Below are 20,318 nucleotides of genomic sequence, written 5' to 3' on the forward strand. Positions count from 1 at the left end.
TGGGTAAAGGACTATCCCCCATGGCCACCAAGGGCACCGTAAAATTCTTCAACCAGGACAAGGGTTTTGGTTTCATCACTCCTGATGGCGGCGCAAAGGACGTTTTCGTCCATATCTCCGCTCTTCAGGCTTCTGGCATCCAGTCGCTGCGCGAAGGCCAGCAGGTCACGTTCGATACCGAGCCGGATCGCATGGGCAAGGGCCCGAAGGCCGTCAACATCCAGGCTAACTAAGCCTCGAGTGACTGCCTGAACAAGGTTTCTGACGGCGCGGTGCAAACCGCGCCGTTTTTGCGTTTTCAGCACTTATGTCGTTGGGGCCACCCTCGCGCTTCGAGGCCGCAGCCCTTCGCAAGGCTCAGGTCTTCCGCGCCTCAGGATGAGGGTGGAGTGAGCTTCGCTGGATCGCCCAAAATTAATCTGCGGCGGTTATGGCCGATCGCGGATAATTAGCTCTCATGACGAGGTCGCCCGAAGGGCCCCGAACCATAAGGGCAGATTGGGAGCGTCTCAAGCGCTCACCCGTTCGCGCTCGCCGGCAAAATCCACCGCAGCGAACGCCGCCGCAATCACCTCCGGCCCCGCTCCCGCTTTGTTGGCATCGGTGGAAAGGATCTGGCGATAGCGGCGCGAGCCCGGCAGGCCGGTGAAAAGACCGACCATGTGGCGCGCGACATGCTGCAGGCGACCGCCATTGGCGATATGGTGCTCGACATAGGCCATCATCCGGTCGCGCAGCCCATTCCAGTCGGCCTCGACCGCCGGTTCGCCATAAAAGCGATGATCGACATCGGCAAGGGTCGCGGCATTCTGATAGGCGGCACGGCCGAGCATGACGCCATCGACATGGGCAAAATGTGCCTCGACCTGATCCAGCGTCTGGATGCCGCCATTGATACCGATGAAGACATCCGGCCAGCGCTGTTTCATGCGGTAAACGATATCGTAGTCCAGCGGCGGGATCTCGCGGTTTTCCTTCGGCGACAGGCCCTTCAGCCAAGCCTTGCGGGCATGGATCCAGATCGCATCCGCGCCAGCGTCGAGCACGCGCGTAATCAATTCGGGCAGTGCCTCTTCCGGCTCCTGATCGTCGACGCCGATGCGGCATTTCACCGTCACGGGCGCTTTCGAGACCGCTTTCATCGCAGCGATACAGGATGCAACCGTCTCCGGCGTCAACATCAGGCAGGCGCCGAAAGTGCCGGACTGCACGCGATCGGACGGGCAGCCGACATTGAGATTGATCTCGTCATAATGATAAGCCTCGGCAATCCGCAACGCTTCCGCAAGCTTGACAGGATCGGAGCCGCCGAGCTGCAAGGCGACGGGATGCTCCGCCGCGTCATGGCCCAGCAGCCGGTCGCGCGGCCCATGAATGATCGCATCGGCCACCACCATTTCGGTATAGAGCAAGGCATGCCGGCTGATCTGCCGGTGCAAGTATCTGCAATGGCGATCCGTCCAGTCGATCATCGGGGCCACCGCAAAGATCTTGCGGCCATTTTTCAGCGCGTCACTATACATAGGAAACCTTTCTGATCCGCGCTCTACACCAAATCCCTCAAAAAGGCCAGTTTTCGCGGCAGCAACAATGATGCTAGTTTGCCGAATGGAGTCGGAGGGCGATGCGCCCGTCCGAAAAAGATGAAAGTTTCGAAAGCCTATATGAACGCCCCGCTCACCACAGTCATTCCAGCACCCGCCCCGGTTCTTCTGCCGATCGAGGGTGAAACCGAGCTTTTCCCGGTGCGCCGCGTCTATTGCGTCGGCCGCAACTATGCCGACCATGCCATCGAGATGGGGCATGACCCCAGCCGCGAGCCGCCGTTCTTCTTCCAGAAGAATCCGGACAATCTGCTTGTAGCGAGCGATTTCCCCTATCCGTCGCTGTCCTCGGACGTGCATCATGAAGTAGAGCTCGTGGTGGCGCTGCGCAGCGGCGGCGTGAACATACCGGTGGAGCAGGCGCTGGATTGCGTCTATGGCTACGGCGTCGGCATCGATTTCACCCGCCGCGATCTGCAGGGCGAGGCCAAGAAACTTGGCCGCCCCTGGGAAATCGGCAAGGCCTTCGATCATTCCGCCCCGGTTTCCGCGCTGGTGCCGGCGACCCAGGCAGGCCACCCCGACAAGGGCGGTATCTGGCTGATGCGCAACGGCGAAGCGGCGCAAAGAGGCGATCTCTCGCAGATGATCTGGAAGGTGCCGGAAATCATCGCCGAACTCTCCAAGCTCTTCACGCTCGCACCGGGCGACATCATCATGACCGGCACGCCCGCCGGCGTCGGTCCCGTTGCGCGCGGCGACCGCATCAGCTGCGCCGTCGATGGCGTCGCGACCCTGGTACTGAACGTCGTCTGATCGAGGAGGATCGACCATGCCGCTTTACGCCCTTGCCGGCCTGACGCCAAAAACGCCCGGTCCGGACCGGTACTGGATCGCACCGGACGCAAGCGTGATCGGCAAGGTCGAAATCGGCGAGGATGTCGGTATCTGGTTCGGCTCAGTGCTGCGTGGCGACAACGAGCTGATCGCCATCGGCAAGGCGACGAACATCCAGGAAGGAACGATGGTGCATACCGATCCCGCCTTCCCCGTCACGATCGGCGAAGGCTGCACCATCGGGCACCACGCCATCATCCATGGCTGCACCATCGGCAACAACTCGCTGATCGGCATGGGCGCCACCATTCTAAACGGTGCGAGGATCGGCAACAACTGCCTCGTCGGCGCCAATGCGCTGGTGACCGAAGGCAAGGAATTTCCGGATGGTTCACTGATCGTCGGCGCACCGGCAAAAGCGATCCGCACGCTGGACGAAGCCGCGATCGAGGGCCTTCGCCGTTCGGCCCGCCACTATGTCGCCAACTGGCAACGCTTCGCCCGCGATCTTAAAAGATTAGATTAGCATACATCGATAAACAGCTGACGAACCTGGCGAAAGATATTCGCCGCGAACTTACGCCGCGCAGTTGGCACAATGTCCGCGAATTTCGATGGTCGACTTCTCCGCCTTGAACTTCTGCGATTTCAGCCAATCCATCAGCCGATGGTCCACCTCGTGGTCGTGAAACTCGATCACCTGTCCGCAGCTTTCGCATATGGCGAAAGCGACGAGGCCATGGCTATGGCAATCCTCATGCGGATGCGCGCAGGCCACGAAGGAGTTGATGCTCTCGAGCCGGTGCACCACGCCGTACTCCAGAAGCTTGTCCAGTGCGCGATAGACCTGCAGTGGCGCGCGAAAACCCTGATCGCGCAGCTTGTCGAGAATGGTGTAGGCGCTGAGCGGCGCTTCCGCCTTGGTCAGGACGTCGAAAACGAGGGACTGGTTCTTGGTGAGCATCGGAGTGGTCATGATGACTGTCCTCTCTGTTGCGCCGCTGGCGTGCCGCTCCTGCGAACGAGGGGCAGCAGACTGATGATAAACAGAACGAGCGCCGCGACGACGATGGAAGGCCCGGACGGCGTATCATAGCGCAACGATCCGAAAAGCCCGCCGACAACGGCGATGGCGCCGAGCAGCGAGGCGAAAATCGCCATCGTCTCCGGCGTCGCGGCAAAGCGGCGTGCCGTAGCGGCGGGAATGATGAGAAGCGCGGTAATAAGGAGGATGCCGACGATCTTCATGGCGATCGCAATCACCACGGCCATCAGCAGCATGAACAGCAGCCTTGCGCGCTCCGGCCGCAATCCCTCGGCCTCCGCAAGCTCGGGATTGACCGTCGAGGCCAGCAGCGGCCGCCAGAGCCAGGCAATTCCCGCCAGCACGAAAATGCCGCCGCCCCAGATCACCGCGATATCGGACGGGCTGACGGCCAGGATATCGCCGAACAGGAAGGCGATAAGGTCGATTCGCACCCAGCTCATGAAGGCGACGATCACCAGGCCGATCGCCAGTGTTGCGTGCGAGAGAATGCCGAGCAGCGCGTCCGCCGACAGCGCCTGCCGCCGCTGCAGGAACAGGAGCAGGATCGACACGAGCGCGGCGACCGCGAAGACGGAGAGCGTAAGGTTGAGCTGGAAAAGCAGCGACAGAGCCACGCCGAGCAGCGCCGAATGCGAGATCGTATCGCCGAAATAGGCCATGCGCCGCCAGATGATGAAGCAACCGAGCGGCCCGGTCGTCAGCGCCAGTCCGACGCCGGCAAGAATGGCGCGCAGGAAGAAATCGTCAAACATGGCGCTCACCCTGGGCATGGTCGTGGCCGTGATGATGGCCATCATGATCGTGGTGATGGTCGTCATGCTCATGATGGTGATGGCCATCGTCGGCATGGCAATGGTCGGTGATCGAGCCGTCGCTATGCTGCACGCGCCCGTCGGGCAGATGCGTATGATCGTGGTGATGGCTGTAGATCGCCAGCGACTGCGCTGCGCGCGTGCCGAACAGCCGGACATATTCGGGGCTCTGGCTGACGGCTTGCGGCGTGCCGCGGCAGCAGACGTGGCCGTTGAGGCAAACCACGGTATCCGTCGCCGCCATGACGACATGCAGATCGTGCGAAATCAACAGGATGCCGCAACCCTCGGAATTGCGGATCGACTTGATGAGGTCGTAGAGAGCGATCTCGCCGCTGAAATCCACGCCTTGAACCGGTTCGTCGAGCACCAGCAGGTCGGGCTTGCGGGCAATGGCGCGCGCAAGCAACGCTCGCTGGAATTCGCCGCCGGAAAGATGCTGCACCTCGGCCTTGGCGAGATGGGCGATGCCGACGGCCTCCAGCGCGGCAATCAACTCACGCTCCGGCAAGGGGCCGGTGAGGGTCATCAATCGCTGCACGCTGAGCGGCAACGTCCAATCGACGGCAAGCTTCTGCGGCACATAACCGACCTTCAGGCCGGCAACGCGATCGACGCGCCCCTCGTCCGGCTTCAGCACGCCGATGGCCGCCTTCGCGCTGGTGGATTTGCCGGAACCGTTCGGGCCGATCAGGGTAACGATCTCGCCTCGGCTCACTGAAAAATCCACGCCGCGCACCAGCCAGCGGCCGCCGCGACGGACGCCGACGTCATGGAGCGACACGAGCGGCCGGCTCTTGCTGTCGATGGAGGGAAGCATGAAATTTCCAATTGCACTATTGCGCCATGCTATCGCACACGTTATAGCATAACGCAATTGATGTAATAACATAACAGACCCATTCAAGGGCATTTATCGCATGTACGCAGCAAAAAGCTTCCTTCCTGTCGCCGCCTCCCTTCTCTTTTCGGGCCTGCTGATCAGCACGACCGCAACTGCCGCCGATGCCCCGCGCGTCGTCGTCTCCATCAAGCCGATCCATTCGCTGGTCGCCGCGGTCATGCAAGGGGTCGGCACGCCGGATCTGATCGTCGACGGCGCGGCATCGCCGCACACCTATGCGTTCAAGCCCTCGAATGCCCGCAGCCTGCAGCAGGCGCAGGTGGTTTTCTGGGTCGGCCCGGGCATGGAGGCCTTCCTGCAGAAGCCTCTCTCCTCGCTCGGCTCGAATGCGACCATCGTCGAACTCGATGACGCGCCCGGCATTGCCAAACTCAAATTCAGGGAAGGCGGCGCCTTCGAACCGCATGACGACGGCGACGAGCACGAAGCCGGCGAAGAACATGCCGACGGCCACGATCATGACCACGGCGAGTTCGACACTCACCTCTGGCTCGATCCTCACAATGCCAAAGCCATGGTCGCCGAAATCACCACGTCCTTGGTTGCGGCGGATCCCGCTAACGCCTTGACCTATGAAACGAACCAGAAGACGCTGAACGACAAGCTCGACGCACTCGATACCGAAATCGCTTCGACGCTCGCCCCGGTGAAGGATAAGCCTTTCATCGTCTTCCACGATGCCTATCAGTATTTCGAGCACCGCTACGGCGTGCGCGTCTCCGGCTCCATCACCGTCAGCCCGGAGAGCATTCCCGGCGCGCAGCGCGTCGCGGAGATTCACAGCAAGGTCGCCGATCTCGGCGCCACCTGCGTCTTCGCCGAGCCGCAATTCGAACCGAGGCTGGTCAACGTGGTGCTGGAAGGCACATCCGCAAAGTCAGGCGTGCTCGATCCCGAAGCGGCAACCCTGCCGCAGGGACCGGATCTCTATTTCGACCTGATGCGCGGCATCGCCAATTCCCTGAAAGCCTGCCTCTCCTAAGACAGGCTTGATATCTCCGAACGAAGCGAGCCCATTGCTCGCTTTTTTCTCCACAGCAAACGTAATGATATTACATTACAATGAGGTTGCCATGAACAAGAAGCTCCCGGTTACCGTCCTCTCCGGCTTTCTCGGTGCCGGCAAGACGACTCTGCTCAACCATATCCTCAACAATCGCCAGGGTTTGCGCGTTGCGGTGATCGTCAACGACATGAGCGAGGTGAACATCGACGCCGCGCTGGTGCGCGACGGCGGCGCCAACCTCTCCCGAACGGAGGAACAGCTCGTCGAGATGACAAACGGCTGCATCTGTTGCACGTTGCGCGACGACTTGCTGAAAGAGGTCCGCCAGCTCGCCGAGCAGGGCCGGTTCGATTACCTGCTGATCGAATCCACCGGCATCGCCGAACCCCTGCCCGTCGCAACCACATTCGAATTCCGCGATGAGGACGGCAGCAGCCTTTCCGATGTCGCAAAGCTCGATACCATGGTGACCGTCGTCGATGCGGCCAACCTTCTGGCCGATTATGGCTCGACGGATTTCCTTGCCGATCGCGGCGAAACCGCCGGCGACGGCGACAACAGGACGATCGTCGACCTGCTGGTCGAACAGATCGAATTCGCCGATGTCGTCATTCTCAACAAGGTCGGTTCGGCAACGCCCGGGCAACGTGACGCCGCGCGCAAGATCATTGTCGGCCTCAATCCGGATGCCCGACTGATAGAAGCCGATTTCGGTGCGGTGAAACCAGGTGAGGTTCTCGGCACCGGCCGATTCGACATCGACCGCGCCGAAACCCATCCGCTTTGGTACAAGGAGTTGCACGGCTTCAAGGATCATGTTCCGGAAACCGAGGAATATGGCATCCGCTCCTTCGTCTATCGCGCGAAGAAACCGTTCGATCCCCTTAAATTCCAGGATTTTCTCAACCGCTCATGGCCCGGCGTCGTCCGAGCCAAGGGGTTCTTCTGGCTCGCGACCCGACCATATCATGTCGGCGAAATGAGCCAGGCGGGTGCTTTGGTGAGGACAAACAAGATGGGCCTCTGGTGGGCGGCGGTGCCGCAGGAACAATGGCCGCGCGATCCGGGTTTCAAACAAGCTCTGGCGCCCTATCTCGACCCGGTCTGGGGCGACCGCCGTCAGGAGTTGGTGTTCATCGGCGCCGATCCGATGAGCGAGGCTCGGATCACGGAGGAGCTGGACGCGTGCCTGGTCAAGACGGATCGTTTCACGCCGGAACGCTGGCGGGACCTGCCGGATCCCTTTGCGAGCTGGAACAGGCCGACGGCATGACGAAGCAGAACGTGATCAGATTCCGTTGTCATTGCTTCGAATGCGACAGCGACGACGAACGGGCGGACGACGCATCGCGATCCGACGCCGCCGAACAGAATCAGGACAACAAAGGATCAGACGAGGTAAATCCTCGCCTGATACCGGATGCGATCGGAAAGCTGTTGTTCGGGGCCTGAGCGCGAGTTCAGGCCACCAACATGCCCGCGGGGACGGCGATGATCTCATGCATGACCAGCAACGCGCCGATCACTTCCGTCTTGGCGCGCAATGGCGTCATGGAGCAGTGAAATACGTTGTCGGGTTCAACCTGACGATAGGATGGATAAAGGCATTCCACCTTTTCTCCGGCAAAGCACGCATCCAGCTTTGCCTTCACGCTGCCTTCGAAAGATTCGGAACCCACGAATTCCGAGATATGACGCCCCAGAAGCTCCATCGGCTTCGATTTCAGAAATTCCGAATTGGCCGCGTTGCTATAGAGATAACGATAATCGCGCGTAATCACGGCCACGCGATCCGGCAGGTTATCCAGAATGGCGTCGTTCAGAACGACACCCTCCTCCAAACCGAACACCGTCTCACGATCGACTTTCTCGCTCGAAAACGTCCTCAAAACTTCGCCGGCCGCTTCGCTCGCTCCACCGAAGTAGCGATCGATCAGCACCGAAAGCGATCCAGAATTGCGCAAGACTCGCGAACGATCGTCTGCTTCTTCCCGTATGAGGTTGTTCATGAACTGGAGCTGCATGTATATCTCAAGCAGACTCGTGGCCTTATATGCCAGGATAGCCGCAATAAGAGGCCCCAATTCGCGATCAAGTGACGCTACAAGCTCGTCGTCGCCAAGTTTTATCGCACGCTGAATCTGACTGCATTTCATGGAGAAGGCATGAAAGAGTGCCAGCAAAATTGCCCTCCTGTCCTTGACCACGTCAGGACGCAGGGCCTCGATTCCCGGCGTTGCCATGCCCAAGGATATTCAGTTTGGTGTCCGCAATCTCACCAAACTTTCTACATTGTGAATTATCATGACTTACCCGCACTTTCAATCCGGATGAACGGAAGTTCTCGGGAAACGAGAACTTTCTGAAATGCAAAGCTTACCGAAGGCAATGACTGCATAAAGACCGGATCGAAATGTACACAGGGCCTGGAGGCGCGCGCCTCGCCGCAACATCCTAGAAGACGGTCTTCTTGATATTCCAGCGATCGTGATACCAGAGCCATTGTTCGGGATGCTCCCTCACCCAGCTCTCGACCTTGTCGTTCAGCATCTGCGCCGTTGCAGCCAGATCGAGGCCGCCGGCTTCGTTGCGCGGCATTTCCAGCTTTGGCTCGATTTCCAACCTGTAGCGGTTGCCGGGCAGGCGAATGCAGCGGGCCGGATAGACTTCGCAATTGAACTGGCGCACGAGCTTCGGCAGGAGCGGATTGGTCTTTACGTCTCGCCCGAAAAACAGGGTCTTCAGGCCCTTGCGGAATTTCTGATCGACCAGCACGCCGACACCGCGACCAGCTTCCAGCTCCCTGGCAAGGGCGAAAGACGACCCGGCATGCGAGGGCACGAGATTGCCCATGCGCTTTGCGCGGAAATCGAAAACCTTCTTGGCCACATAGGGGTTGTTCGGCGGGCGGAAGAGCACCGTCACCGTCAGGCCAAACGCCGCCCCCGCAACGGGCAGCAGCTCGAAATTACCGGTATGGCCCGTAAAAACGATGAACGGCCGCGGATTGTCCCGAAGATCGAGAAAGATCGGAATGCCGGAAACTTCGACGCGACCGGGCTTGTCGCTATGCGGATCGAAGTCGAACAGCCGGTCGAGGAAGACGTATTCCGCCGCCAGCCGCCCCATGTTGCCCCAGCTTGCGAGCGCGATCTCCTCGATCTCCGCCTCGCTCTTCTCCGGAAAGGCATTGCGCAAATTGGTCAGCATCAGCTGGTGCCGCCGCATACGCGGACCGATCTTGTGGGTCAGCCAGTCGGCAAATCGGATTCCGCCATCGGCCGGAAACAGCTTCAGGAAATTGAGGAAGCCGAATATGACCTGCGCCACCAGCCACTGCCGGAAATTTCTGAGCGCAAGGACGATCCGGGTAATGAACAGCTTCACGCGGCTCAGTCCATCTTCAGGATGATCTTGCCGAAGATCTGGCGCGATTCCATCCGCTCCAGCGCCCGGTCGATATCGCCGAAGCTCACTTCGGTATCGATCACCGGATGCACCAGCCCGCGCGCCATCTTCTGCATGGCGTTGGCCATGTTCTCCATGCGGCAGCCGAAGGAGCCGAACAGCTTCAGCTGCTGCTGGAACAGCATCATCAGGTTCATTTCGGTGGAAACGCCTGAGGTCGAACCGCAGGTGACGAGGCGGCCGCCGCGCTTCATGCAAAGCATCGAGCCAGCCCAGGTATCCTTGCCGACATGTTCGAAAACAACGTCGACGCCCTTCTTCTTCGTGAGCTTGCGCACGACGCCCTCGAAGCGGTCGGTGCGGTAATTGATGACGTGATCGGCGCCAAGAGCCTTCGCCTTCTCGATCTTGTCGTCCGAGCCGACCGTGGTGATGACGGTGCAGCCGATCTTCTTGGCAAGCTGGATGGCCGCCGTGCCGATGCCCGAGCCGCCGGCATGGACGAGAATCGTCTCGCCCGGCTCCAGCTTGGCATTGTCGAACAGCATGTGCTCGACAGTTCCGAAGGTGACGGGAGCCAATGCGGCGCCGATGGCATCGACGCCGGGAGGGGCCGGAACGAGCAGACGCGCCGGGAGGTTGACCTTCTCCTGCGCAAACCCGTCGAGATGGAAACCATGCACGCCGCTGACGTTCTCACAGAGATTGTCTCGGCCCTCGCGACAATGACGGCAAAGGCCGCAGGTGCGCGCGCCATAGATGGATACCAGCTGGCCGGGCAATACATTGGCGACGCCCGGCCCAATCGCTTCGACCACGCCCGCGGCCTCCGCGCCGATGACCAGCGGCATCTTGCGCTTGGCGAAAGCCATGCCGCGCCAGCCCCAGACATCGATATGGTTGAGGGCGACGGCCTTGACGCGCAGCGTCACCTCGCCTGCGCCCGGCGCTTCCGGCTCCGGCAGATCGGTGATCTCAAGTTTGCGGTCGTCGATCAGTTGCAAAGCACGCATGGCAAAGTCCTTCGCCTCTCGGGCGCATTATTATTTGTTCTTCGAAAGTCCGATTAAGCCGGTTCAAGCGCCATGACAAGGCTGGCGTTCTGGCCGCCGAACCCAAAGGAGTTCGAAAGAACGGCGTTCACCTGCTTTTCACGCTTCATGTTCGGCACGACGTCGAGGATGATCGACGGATCGGGATTGTTGTAGTTGATGGTCGGCGGCAGCGTTCCGGTCAGCATCGTCTGCAGCGAGAACACCGCCTCGACAGCACCTGCCGCCGTCAGCGTATGGCCGATCATAGACTTGTTCGACGAAACGGGGATGGTGGGAAGCCGCTCGCCGAAGACGGCTGACATGGCGCCATATTCCATCTTGTCGTTCTCCGGCGTCGAGGTGCCGTGAGCGTTGATATAGCCGATATCGCTCTCTTCCATGCCGGCATCGGCAAGCGCCGCGCGGATCGTCGCGATGGCCGGGCCGCCATCGGGCGAAGAGCGCGTGCGATGGAACGAATCGGCCTTGTCGCCGGCACCCTTCATGATGCCGAGGATCTTGGCGCCGCGGGCAACCGCGGATTCCAGTGATTCCAGCACCAGCGTCGCGGCTCCCTCGGCGATGACGAAACCGTCGCGATCCTTGCTGAACGGCTTGGAGGCCTTCGTCGGCGGATCGTTCTGGGTCGACAGGGCCGACAGCAGCGAGAAGCGGATCAGCGCCTCGGCGCTCAGCGAACCATCGGTCGCAACCACCAGCGCCCGCGCCGTGCGTCCCTGGCGGATCGCCTCGATACCGAGCTGGATCGCGGTCACGCCCGATGCACAGGCAGTCGAGAGCGTCACAGGCAGGCCGCGCGTGCCGAAGCGGTCAGCAAGACGCTCGGAAATAGCGCCGAAGAGGGCAGCTTCATGAAAGGCGGGATCCGGACGCTGGCGCATGGCCGCGAGGAAACGCTCATAGGCGTCGCCCTGATGATCCGCCGGCGGCGAACGGTCGGCAAGCGCGAAGCGGGCGCTCCATTCCGGCTCGATCGGCGGTGCGGCCAGGAAAAGCGGCGCATCGAAATCGCCGGAGATGCCGGCCTGCGCCAAAGCCTCGATGGTCGTCTCCCGCGCGAAGGCATAGGAGCGCTCGACTGCGTTCGGCGCCGGGATATCGATGAAATCCACCGTGCCGGCGATACGCGTCGAAAGCCCGTCCGTCGGGAAACGGGTGATGTTATGGATACCCGAGGTGCCGGACGAAAGCGCGTTCCAGTTGTCCTGCAGCCCCTGCCCCAGCGACGTGATGATCCCCATGCCGGTAACGGCGACGATCGGACGTCCGAGATGATCCTTGTAAGCGGTCATATCCTGTTCCTCACGCTTCAGCGGAAAGTACGGCGATGCCTTCGCCGCGCGCATGGCCGACAGTGGTTACCACCGCCTTGCGTGCGCCCGTCGCCATCGGCTTTTCATGCGCGGCGTCGAAGGGAGGCACCTTGGCCCGGTTCGCGACGGCCAGCGCTGCAAAGGCGAGCCCGAGCGGAAACTGGCTTTCGAGCCCATGGCCGGAAACGCCGGAATAGGCGCGGATGGCCGAGCCCGGAAGCTGCGCTTCGAGCACCGCCTTTTCGCGCTGCGCCAGATCGGGGATTGCGGTCGTACCGGAAAAGACGACGGTCGCCTCACCTGTTTCCTGCTTGGCAGGTGCGAGCATGCGCTCCAGCCGTGCCTCGAACTTGCCGTCGTCGCGACGGCCGCGATCGCCCTCGACCGCATCGAGCGTCGCATAGATATGCGCGCCGCGGCCTTCGGCATGGGCGCGCGATTCAAGCACCAGGAAGGCGCTCAGCGAGCCCATGATCATGCCGCCGCCGTCTTCCGGCTTGCGCGACCAGACCGGATGCCAGTCGCCGATCGCATGTGCATTGATCGACTCGATCAGCAAGATCATGTCCAGACGCTCGGCCGAAAACGCGCCGCCGACCAGGGCATGGCTCGATTCGCCCGACTTGATGCGATGGAAGGCGGTCTCGACGGCGGAAATGCCGGAGGCTTCCTCCCCCATGAAGGTGCGCGACGAGCCCGTGACCTTGTGGACGATCGAGATATTACCCGCGAGCAGATTCGAAAGCTGGGCCAGGAACAGGGTCGGCCGCAATTCGGTCGTCAGCTTCTCGTTCAGCAGCAGTTCGCGGTCGTTGCGCTTCAGGCCTTCGTTGACGATCAGCGTATCGACGTTCGTATCACGCTCGCCGCCGCCGGCCGCGACGATCATGTCCATCGTGCCGCAGGCATCCAGATCATCCTTGAAGCCGGCATCGTCGAGCGCCAGGCCGGCGGTGAAGACGCCGATGCGCTGCCAGTTTTCCATCTGCCGCTGATCGCCGCGCTTGGGAATCTGCTGCGACCAGTCGATGTCAGGCAGCGGATGTACGGGATAGGGCTTGAATTTCTCGGTTTCGACGATGGTCGGCGGCGCCTTGTCCGCAGTCAGCAGGGCCAGATGCGCATCCTTGCCGACACCCTGGCAAGTAACGACGCCGATACCCGTGATCACCACATCATTCTGAGCCTTGCTCATTCATCAATCCTCTTCGAATGCGGCGCCGAACAAGCCGGCGGCATCAACCGTTGGCGGCGATGGCGTCGAGAAGCCCGACCTCGCCTGCCCGCTTGCGCACGATATCGCCGAGCGGCACCTCATTAAACGGCATGGTGCGCAGCTTCAACTGCGCATCGCAGACCTTCTTTCCAGCTATGGTGATGCGTGCCTTGGTCACGGCAAACCCCGAACCCTCGTGCTCAAGATCGGCCTCGATGTCGAGTTCCGCTTCCGGCTCGACGAAGGTCCGCATCTTGGCGCCGTCGACCGACATCAGAAACGGCATATAGGCGAATTTCGTAGCAGCCAGGACGAGCATGCCCGATGCTTGCGCCATCGTTTCGATGAGAAGAACACCGGGAACGAGCGGCATGCCGGGGAAATGGCCTTCGAAGACCGGGCTTTTCGCCGGAACGACGGAATGCGCCTTCAACAGGCCCTTTGACAAATCGACAGATTCGACCTTGTCGATCATCTGGAAATATTCCAGCAGCATCAACGCCTCCGATCCAACCCGGCAACGCAGGATGCTCCGGGCGGGATACGCTATTTAAGAATGAAACAGCCCGGCCGCCATAATCAAGGGCGGCTGGGCGTCAAAAAAATGCAAAGGATGATGCTCAGCCCTTGGCGGCGCGCAATTCATCGATCTTGGCACAGAGATTCTTCAGCACGAAGTACTCTTCGGTCGAAACCTTGCCTTCGTTGACTTCCTGCGTCCACTGCTCGAGCGGAATCTTGATGCCGAACTCCTTGTCGATAGCGAAGACGATATCCAGGAAGTCCAGGCTGTCGATGCCGAGGTCGTCGATCGTGTGGCTATCCGGAGTGATCGTGTCACGGTCGATTTCGCTGGTTTCAGCGATGATGTCGGCAACTTTGTCAAATGTAGCAGTCACTGCCCATACCTCTTGAAATAATAATTCATCCCCCTCATAGGGAAATCCATCCCAAAAGCCAATGGTTTCCGCCAGAAACCCCGGTAATTTGGTGAAGCACTGTTGCGCAAACAGCAAAATGACACTTGCGTCACAATTGCGGAATCATGGCGACATGCGCGCAAGATGCGGCAGCATTGCGGCCTGATTGCAATGCTGCGCGCCTCTCCCTCGGCGAAAGATCAATCGCTGATCACGATACGCGTATTGTGAAGCCCCGCATCCGACGTCATGGCGAAGAAGGTGGCGGCGTTGCGCGTATCGAGCCGCACGCAGCCATGCGATGCCGGCCGGCCGAGCTGCCGCACCTCGTAGGTGCCATGAACCGCATAGCCGCCGTTGAAGAACACGGCATAGGGCATCGGCGCATCGTCGTATTTCTTCGAGCGATGGTCCTTGGACAGCCATTTGGCGGTATAGGAGCCAGTGGGCGTCACATAGCCCCTGCGGGCCGTCGATACTCTCCAGCGATACCTGAAAGCTCCATCTTCCGACACCGTCATTGTTTGCGATCGAAGATCGACCACCGCAAGAACAGATCCGGCATGGGCCGAAACGGTATGAAATTGCATGAATAGACATGCCGTTGCTACTAACGCGACGCGCTTCATCTTGTCCCCTCCGACTGTTTGCTTCCTTCTGAAGCAATTCAGACGATGAGGGAGTGTATCGCCATGCCAATTATACCCAATTAATACATATAGTGAGCGATCCATTAATATGGATGACATTCACAGCAGCAGCAGGAATCCGAGGAAAGCGAGCAGCGTCAGCATCGTACATGCCGAATAGAAGATGGAAATCCCGGCTTCGATGTCGTTGACCGTCGCCGTATCGCGACCAGCGCCATTGATCATCGGCTCGCGCACGAGTTCTCCGCCATAGATCCGCGGGCCGGCAAGCTGGATGTCGAGCGCCCCGGCCATGGCTGCCTCCGGCCGGCCGGAGTTCGGCGAACGGTGCAATCCGCCATCCCTGACCGCGATGCGGATCGCATTTCCAAGCGCCGAGATACCGCGCTTGACCAGCGCGCCGGCGGCGATCAGCAGGATGGAAAGCCGCGCGGCCGGCCAATTGGCGATATCGTCCAGCCGGGCGGCGGCACGGCCGAAATCGATATAGGTCTCGGATTTGTGGCCGATCATCGAATCGGCGGTATTGAGCATCTTGTAGACAAACAGTCCCGGCAGGCCGAAAACGCCGTACCAGAGGGCGGGCGCGACCACGCCGTCGGAGAAATTCTCGGCAAGGCTTTCAATGGCCGCGCGGCAGATGCCCGGCTCGTCCAGCGTCTCCGGATCGCGGCCGACGATGCGCGATACGGCAAGACGCCCACCTTCCAGGCCGTCCGCACGCAGCGCCCGCGACACGTCTCCGACGTGATCGGCAAGGCTCTTCTGCGCCAGAAAAACCGCGACGAGCACCGCCTCGACCAATATGCCGAGCCAGCCGAAGAAGGCGAGAAACCCGTGAACCGCCCAGCCGGCGATAAGCGCGCCCATCAGCAACGCGACGATCGACATGATCCCGTTGCGGCGGCGAAGCACGCCCGAAAGGTGCTTTGCGTTGAACCGGCGGTCGAAAGACGAAATCGCCTTGCCGAACAGCACGACAGGATGCGGAAAGCGCTGCCAGAGCCAGTCGGGATCACCGACGATGCGGTCGAGCAACAATGCTAGGACCAGAATGAGCAGATGTTCGTCGGCGGTCATGTCGAATAATCCTCAAGAGCATGATGCCGAAAAGTGTGAGCGGTTTTCGGACGCCATCATGCTCTACTTATTTGTTTCTGGAGCGGATTCAGATTTTAGGTCGAACAGACCTAAAATCATCCGACTCCAGTGCCCCGGCGAGTCTTTGGTCTGCCTCCTCATCCGGAGCCAGCCCGAAGCGCAGCCAGCTGCGCGCATAATCGAACTTGCGGACCAGAATGTGGTGACGGCAGAGATGCGTATATATGCCCTCGGCACGGTCGTCTGCAACCAGTGCAAACAGGGCCGTGCCTCCAGCGACATTCAGCTGCGAGCGGCGAAGGACCGTTTCCAGCGCCGAATGCCGTTGAAGAATGCGGTTTCGGATAGCGCCCGTGTCGCTTTCCATCAGGGACGCCGCGAGCGAAAGCGCAGGTCCTGAAACAGCCCAAGGCCCAAGCCAATCCTCGAAACGGCTCATGATCGAGGCTTCGGCAATGACGAAACCCAGCCGCAGGCCGGCCAGGCCGAAAAATTTCCCGAAGGAGCGGAAGACAATCAGGTTCGGCATCGACGCCGCGAAAGGCACGATGCTGGCTGCGGGCTCGACATCCCCGAAAGCCTCGTCGACCAGGAGAATGCCGCCTTGCCTGCGCTGCCTCTCATGCAGGTCCCGCAATTCCTCGACGGACAGCATCCGCCCGTCCGGATTGTTGGGATTGACAGCAACCACCAGTCCGTCATCGGCGGTGAGTTCGGCAATCGTCGAAACCTGACGGACACGCAGGCCGGCCAGCGTGAAGGCGCGCGCATATTCGCCATAGGTCGGGGAAAGGATCGCGACGCTGCCGCCCCGCACGAGCCTGGGAAGCAGCTGAATGACCGACTGCGTGCCCGGAACCGGCAAGGGCAGGATATCGCCGCTGCGGTAATAGCCCCGCGCCGCCTCCCGCGCCTGCTCCTGCAAATGCTGATCCGGCAGCCTATGCCATGCCGTAACGGGGATCTCGGGCAAAGGCGCCGGATTGGGGTTGATACCCGTCGACAGATCCAGCCATTCCTCCGGACGCCCGCCATATTGGCGCGCTGCCGCGGTAATGCCGCCGCCGTGGATGATCCTGCCCGTCATGCTGCCTCGCCGGCAAGGTCGATCAGATGCATATAGGAGCCGGCGACATTGCCGCGCTGCAGACCGGCTGCGCCCAGATCGACGTCGAGTGCGTCCCTGACCGCAAACAGACGGTCTGCCTCGCCTTCCGATACGATCGTCGAATAGTGAAACTCGTGCGCCGTCATCGGCTCGTCGAAAAAGGAGCCGGCAAGCGGCGTCACGCGGCGATAGCCGAGATGGCGCTGCCGCTTCTCGTAGCTGGTGACGACGGGCAACAGGCCGAGCATCTGATGACGGGTTCCCGCCGCATCCACGAGCCCCTCGCCTAGCACCATGTATCCGCCGCACTCGCCATAGATGCGCGCTCCCCGGGCGGCTGCAGCCACCACCCCATCCTGAAAGCGCCGCGCGGCGGCAAGCTTTTCGGCATGCAGTTCGGGATAGCCGCCCGGCAGGTAGACGGCATCGGCATCCGTCAAGGGTGCCTCGTCTGCGAGGGGAGAGAAGAAGGATATTTCCGCGCCACGGCGTTTCCAGCCGAGCAGCATATGTTCGTAGGAGAAGGCGAAAGCGATATCCCTCGCCACGGCAATGCGCTGCCCGAACGGCATGAGGCGCGCGATATTCGCCACGGACGGACGGACTACATGCTGCTGCGCCGCGCGCAAGAGCACGCCGAAATCGCATGCCTTCGACACGATCTCGGCAGCCGCCTCTATGAAATGCTCGAGCGCCCCATGCTCTCCCGCCTGCACCAGCCCCAGATGCCGCTCCGGCAAAGCCAGGCTGCCGTCATTGCGGATGACCGCGACAACCGGCATACGCACCGTCTCAAGCGCCTGACGCAGCATTCTCTCATGCCTGTCGCTGGCAACGCGGTTGAGGACGACGCCGGCAATGCGGATGTCAGCTCGAAAATTGGCAAAGCCGCTGACCACGGCCGCAACCGATTGCGACATGCGCGAGGCATCGACGACAAGCACGACGGACAGGCCAAGCAGCGCGGCGAGATCGGCGGCCGTCCCGGTGCCATCGGCGGCGCCATCGAACAGGCCCATCATTCCCTCGATGACGAGCATCCGGCCGCCGGCGCGATGAAGTGCCGAGTTGGCGGAGATAAGTTCGGCGCGCATCGCCCATGGGTCGAAATTGAGACAGGGCGACCCTACCGCCGCCGCGTGAAACGCCGGATCGATATAGTCCGGCCCAGCCTTGCCGGATGCGACCGCAACGCCCCTGTTTCGCAGCGCCCGCAGCAGACCAAGCGTGAATGTGGTCTTGCCGGAGCCTGAGGAGGGTGCCGCGATCAGAAGGCCGCTCATGCCGACACCTTGTGTCCGCTCTCGCCCGGCCTTTCGGCCAGGGGCAGCAGCTTCCGGCCGGAAAGCGCGCCCAGCCAATCGAGCGACGGCCGCAATTTCACCACCTCGCCGACGACGACAATGGCAGGCGGCTCGAGGCCGGATGCCTCGACATCGTCAGGGGCGCGTCCGAGCGTCGTTTCCAAAACCTGCTGGGAGGATGTCGCCGCATTGCAGACGAAGGCCACGGGCTCATCCGCCGAACGGCCCGCGGCAATGAGATTGGCGCTGATCTGGGCGATGTGTTTCATCGCCATGTACATGACGATCACGGGCGAGCCCTTGCCGATCGCCTCCCAATTGATCGCGTCCGGCACGACGCCGGACGAATCATGACCGGTCAGGAAGGTAACGGCATGGTTGACGTCGCGATGGGTGACAGGGATGCCGGCATAGGCCAATCCGCCGATGCCGGCGGTGATGCCCGGCACGATGCGGAAGGGAATGCCATGCTCGACCAGCGTCAGGGCCTCTTCCCCGCCGCGCCCGAAAACGAAGGGATCGCCGCCCTTGAGGCGCAGAACCCGCTTGCCGGCCCGCGCCAGCTCCACCAGCCGCAGCGAGATATCCCGCTGCCTGGCCGAAGGCTTGCCGCCGCGCTTGCCGGCATATTCCAGCACCGCGCCCGGACGGGCAAGCTTCAGGCAATCCTCGTTCACGAGCGCATCGTGCACGACGATATCCGCCTCCGCCAACCCCTTGGCAGCCAGCAGGGTCAACAGCCCCGGATCGCCAGGCCCGGCGCCGACGAGCCAGACAGACCCCGGCTCCAAGGCCGGCAGATTGGAGAAAATGGTATCGTTCATCCTCTGTGTCCTATGCCCGGATGGCGGAAATTGCAACGTTGAGAACGGGATAAGACGGTCGCAGCCCAATGCCGTTCCGCCGCGGATACTATGCCACAGAAGGCCTGAAATGCGGCGATGACGCGCTATGGGCTTTGCCAGCGGCGACAGACCGTGAAAAAACGACGGTCAATCGCAGGGACTTCCGGATTCAATATGTCCGGACATTTGAGTATCTATATGAAAAAACGGTAAAATATAGGCGTGCCTGCGCGGGATCGAGAAGGGAGCGTGACCGCTCCCTTCTCCTGGATCTCAGTGCTTCACCTTGCCCAGGATCACGTCGCGGATCAGATCGACGACCGGCTGCGAGCGAATACCGGTGCAGACGATCTGGCTCGGCAGATTGTCCCAATCGCCCGGCGGGAAGCGGCGGCCGTCCGGCTTGACGATCGTCTGGCCATCGGCGATGCCGCCGCAGACGACGCGAACCGCCCCTTCGATCGTGTCGAACAGCTCGGGCGCGACGACATAGACGCAGGCGCAGCTGTCGTGGACCATCATGCCGTCTTCGACTGCATGCTTGTAGAAATCGATATAGGACTGCGACAGATCCGCCAGCAGCTGCACCGAAGGTCCGCCGGCCTTTGCCATGTCGGCCAGATAGCTGCGGCTCATGGTCGTGATCGACGTCACGTCGAGACCGACAACGACAACCTTCCAGGCTGCCGTCATGACGAAATCGGCGGCTTCCGGATCTCCGTGAATATTGGCCTCGGCCACCGGAGTGACATTGCCCGGCACGTAGAAATTGCCGCCCATGATCACGACGTCCTTCACGAGCGAGGCGATTTCGGGATCGTGCTTCAGTGCCAGGGCCAGATTGGTCATGCGGCCGACTGCGACCAGGGTCACCTCGCCCGGATTGGCGCGGACGGTATCGATGATGAACTGATAGGCCGGCCGCGGATCGGCCGGCAGGTCGATCGTGTCAGGCACGTCGATGTCACCGAGGCCGTTATGGCCATGAACCATCGTCGGCCACGGGCGTTCGTGACGCGAAGGATCGAAGGTGACGCTGGCGCCACGCGCGACCGGGCACGGAATATTCCACTCGCGCTTGAGGAACAGCGCGTTGCGTGTCGTCGTGTCTACCGAGGCATTGCCGAAAACCGTCGTCACGCCGAGAAGGTCGATATTCGGGTGACGATGCAGGAAGAGAAGCGCCATGGCGTCATCGACGCCCGGATCCGTATCATAAATGACCTTATGCATGATTTTTCCTTACC

The 20,318-nt window shown here is 61.2% G+C and carries 23 protein-coding genes; 6 read left to right on the top strand and 17 right to left on the bottom strand.

The features are described 5' to 3' along the window. Window positions 1-20: 20 nt before the first annotated feature. On the top strand, window positions 21-233 hold the full coding sequence (locus ACQZ6J_RS00950) for a cold-shock protein (protein WP_004109325.1): 213 nt from the start codon (window positions 21-23) through the stop codon (window positions 231-233). A 276-nt stretch (window positions 234-509) separates the two neighbouring features. Here ACQZ6J_RS00950 and dusA read toward each other — a convergent pair whose 3' ends face one another. Next, window positions 510-1,523 carry a tRNA dihydrouridine(20/20a) synthase DusA gene (dusA, locus tag ACQZ6J_RS00955; RefSeq protein WP_449081282.1) on the bottom strand — a complete coding sequence of 338 codons (1,014 nt, stop codon included), beginning with the start codon at window positions 1,521-1,523 and terminating at the stop codon, window positions 510-512. 141 nt (window positions 1,524-1,664) lie between these two features. On the opposite strand from dusA, the gene ACQZ6J_RS00960 reads away from it, so the two are divergent. Continuing rightward, window positions 1,665-2,360 (top strand): fumarylacetoacetate hydrolase family protein, encoded by a 696-nt coding sequence (locus ACQZ6J_RS00960; protein ID WP_449081284.1) that lies wholly within the window; start codon window positions 1,665-1,667, stop codon window positions 2,358-2,360. Between the two features lie 16 nt (window positions 2,361-2,376). Continuing rightward, entirely contained in the window at window positions 2,377-2,907 is a 531-nt protein-coding gene (locus ACQZ6J_RS00965) for a gamma carbonic anhydrase family protein (RefSeq protein WP_449081286.1), read from the top strand. A gap of 51 nt (window positions 2,908-2,958) precedes the next feature. Here the strand turns inward: ACQZ6J_RS00965 and ACQZ6J_RS00970 are convergent, their stop codons facing one another. From ACQZ6J_RS00970 to ACQZ6J_RS00980, 3 genes are read right to left on the bottom strand one after another with little or no spacing between them, the layout of a single operon-like run. After that, window positions 2,959-3,357 carry a Fur family transcriptional regulator gene (locus ACQZ6J_RS00970; protein ID WP_075850764.1) on the bottom strand — a complete coding sequence of 133 codons (399 nt, stop codon included), beginning with the start codon at window positions 3,355-3,357 and terminating at the stop codon, window positions 2,959-2,961. Further along, window positions 3,354-4,181, bottom strand: coding sequence for a zinc ABC transporter permease subunit ZnuB (gene znuB, locus ACQZ6J_RS00975; protein ID WP_163987750.1), 828 nt, complete (start codon window positions 4,179-4,181; stop codon window positions 3,354-3,356). Before znuB ends, ACQZ6J_RS00970 begins: the two co-directional genes overlap by 4 nt. Further along, window positions 4,174-5,061 carry an ATP-binding cassette domain-containing protein gene (locus tag ACQZ6J_RS00980; protein WP_449081289.1) on the bottom strand — a complete coding sequence of 296 codons (888 nt, stop codon included), beginning with the start codon at window positions 5,059-5,061 and terminating at the stop codon, window positions 4,174-4,176. The genes znuB and ACQZ6J_RS00980 overlap by 8 nt, the downstream gene beginning before the upstream one ends. Window positions 5,062-5,161: 100 nt before the next feature. Between ACQZ6J_RS00980 and znuA the strand changes: the two genes are divergently transcribed. The 3 genes from znuA (at window position 5,162) to ACQZ6J_RS00995 (ending at window position 7,603) form a co-directional block, all read left to right on the top strand. Then, window positions 5,162-6,127 carry a zinc ABC transporter substrate-binding protein ZnuA gene (gene znuA, locus ACQZ6J_RS00985; protein WP_449081291.1) on the top strand — a complete coding sequence of 322 codons (966 nt, stop codon included), beginning with the start codon at window positions 5,162-5,164 and terminating at the stop codon, window positions 6,125-6,127. Between the two features lie 91 nt (window positions 6,128-6,218). Beyond that, entirely contained in the window at window positions 6,219-7,424 is a 1,206-nt protein-coding gene (locus ACQZ6J_RS00990) for a GTP-binding protein (protein WP_449081293.1), read from the top strand. After that, entirely contained in the window at window positions 7,421-7,603 is a 183-nt protein-coding gene (locus tag ACQZ6J_RS00995; protein WP_449081295.1) for a hypothetical protein, read from the top strand. Before ACQZ6J_RS00990 ends, ACQZ6J_RS00995 begins: the two co-directional genes overlap by 4 nt. Before the next feature lie 8 nt (window positions 7,604-7,611). On the opposite strand, the gene ACQZ6J_RS01000 is transcribed toward ACQZ6J_RS00995, so the two are convergent. The 13 genes from ACQZ6J_RS01000 to ACQZ6J_RS01060 all read right to left on the bottom strand — a co-directional run bounded on the left by ACQZ6J_RS01000 (window position 7,612) and on the right by ACQZ6J_RS01060 (window position 20,304). Continuing rightward, window positions 7,612-8,334, bottom strand: a complete 723-nt coding sequence (locus ACQZ6J_RS01000; protein WP_449082726.1) for a PAS domain-containing protein — start codon at window positions 8,332-8,334, stop codon at window positions 7,612-7,614. 271 nt (window positions 8,335-8,605) lie between these two features. Continuing rightward, the gene (locus ACQZ6J_RS01005) at window positions 8,606-9,538 is read right to left on the bottom strand and encodes a lipid A biosynthesis lauroyl acyltransferase (protein ID WP_449081297.1); all 933 of its coding nucleotides are present in this window, start codon (window positions 9,536-9,538) and stop codon (window positions 8,606-8,608) included. Window positions 9,539-9,543: 5 nt separating this feature from the next. Beyond that, the gene (locus ACQZ6J_RS01010; protein WP_163987560.1) at window positions 9,544-10,572 is read right to left on the bottom strand and encodes a zinc-binding dehydrogenase; all 1,029 of its coding nucleotides are present in this window, start codon (window positions 10,570-10,572) and stop codon (window positions 9,544-9,546) included. A gap of 53 nt (window positions 10,573-10,625) precedes the next feature. Beyond that, window positions 10,626-11,906 (bottom strand): beta-ketoacyl-ACP synthase, encoded by a 1,281-nt coding sequence (locus ACQZ6J_RS01015; protein WP_163987561.1) that lies wholly within the window; start codon window positions 11,904-11,906, stop codon window positions 10,626-10,628. Between the two features lie 10 nt (window positions 11,907-11,916). After that, complete coding sequence (locus ACQZ6J_RS01020) at window positions 11,917-13,122, bottom strand: beta-ketoacyl-ACP synthase (protein ID WP_163987562.1); 1,206 nt, start codon at window positions 13,120-13,122, stop codon at window positions 11,917-11,919. A 43-nt stretch (window positions 13,123-13,165) separates the two neighbouring features. Continuing rightward, entirely contained in the window at window positions 13,166-13,639 is a 474-nt protein-coding gene (locus ACQZ6J_RS01025; protein WP_163987563.1) for a 3-hydroxyacyl-ACP dehydratase FabZ family protein, read from the bottom strand. Between the two features lie 124 nt (window positions 13,640-13,763). Further along, window positions 13,764-14,042 (bottom strand): acyl carrier protein, encoded by a 279-nt coding sequence (locus ACQZ6J_RS01030; RefSeq protein WP_069613139.1) that lies wholly within the window; start codon window positions 14,040-14,042, stop codon window positions 13,764-13,766. A 221-nt stretch (window positions 14,043-14,263) separates the two neighbouring features. After that, window positions 14,264-14,692 carry a L,D-transpeptidase gene (locus tag ACQZ6J_RS01035; protein ID WP_163987564.1) on the bottom strand — a complete coding sequence of 143 codons (429 nt, stop codon included), beginning with the start codon at window positions 14,690-14,692 and terminating at the stop codon, window positions 14,264-14,266. Window positions 14,693-14,812: 120 nt separating this feature from the next. Next, the gene (gene cbiB, locus ACQZ6J_RS01040; protein ID WP_163987565.1) at window positions 14,813-15,793 is read right to left on the bottom strand and encodes an adenosylcobinamide-phosphate synthase CbiB; all 981 of its coding nucleotides are present in this window, start codon (window positions 15,791-15,793) and stop codon (window positions 14,813-14,815) included. 88 nt (window positions 15,794-15,881) lie between these two features. Beyond that, complete coding sequence (gene cobD / locus ACQZ6J_RS01045) at window positions 15,882-16,901, bottom strand: threonine-phosphate decarboxylase CobD (protein ID WP_449081301.1); 1,020 nt, start codon at window positions 16,899-16,901, stop codon at window positions 15,882-15,884. After that, window positions 16,898-18,205, bottom strand: coding sequence for a cobyrinate a,c-diamide synthase (locus ACQZ6J_RS01050; RefSeq protein ID WP_449081303.1), 1,308 nt, complete (start codon window positions 18,203-18,205; stop codon window positions 16,898-16,900). Before ACQZ6J_RS01050 ends, cobD begins: the two co-directional genes overlap by 4 nt. Further along, complete coding sequence (cobA, locus tag ACQZ6J_RS01055) at window positions 18,202-19,050, bottom strand: uroporphyrinogen-III C-methyltransferase (protein ID WP_163987568.1); 849 nt, start codon at window positions 19,048-19,050, stop codon at window positions 18,202-18,204. The genes ACQZ6J_RS01050 and cobA overlap by 4 nt, the downstream gene beginning before the upstream one ends. Before the next feature lie 294 nt (window positions 19,051-19,344). Beyond that, window positions 19,345-20,304: a nucleoside hydrolase gene (locus ACQZ6J_RS01060; RefSeq protein ID WP_163987569.1), complete on the bottom strand. Its 960-nt coding sequence runs from the start codon at window positions 20,302-20,304 to the stop codon at window positions 19,345-19,347. Window positions 20,305-20,318 lie beyond the last annotated feature (14 nt).

Source organism: Rhizobium sp. A37_96 (genome assembly GCF_053521765.1).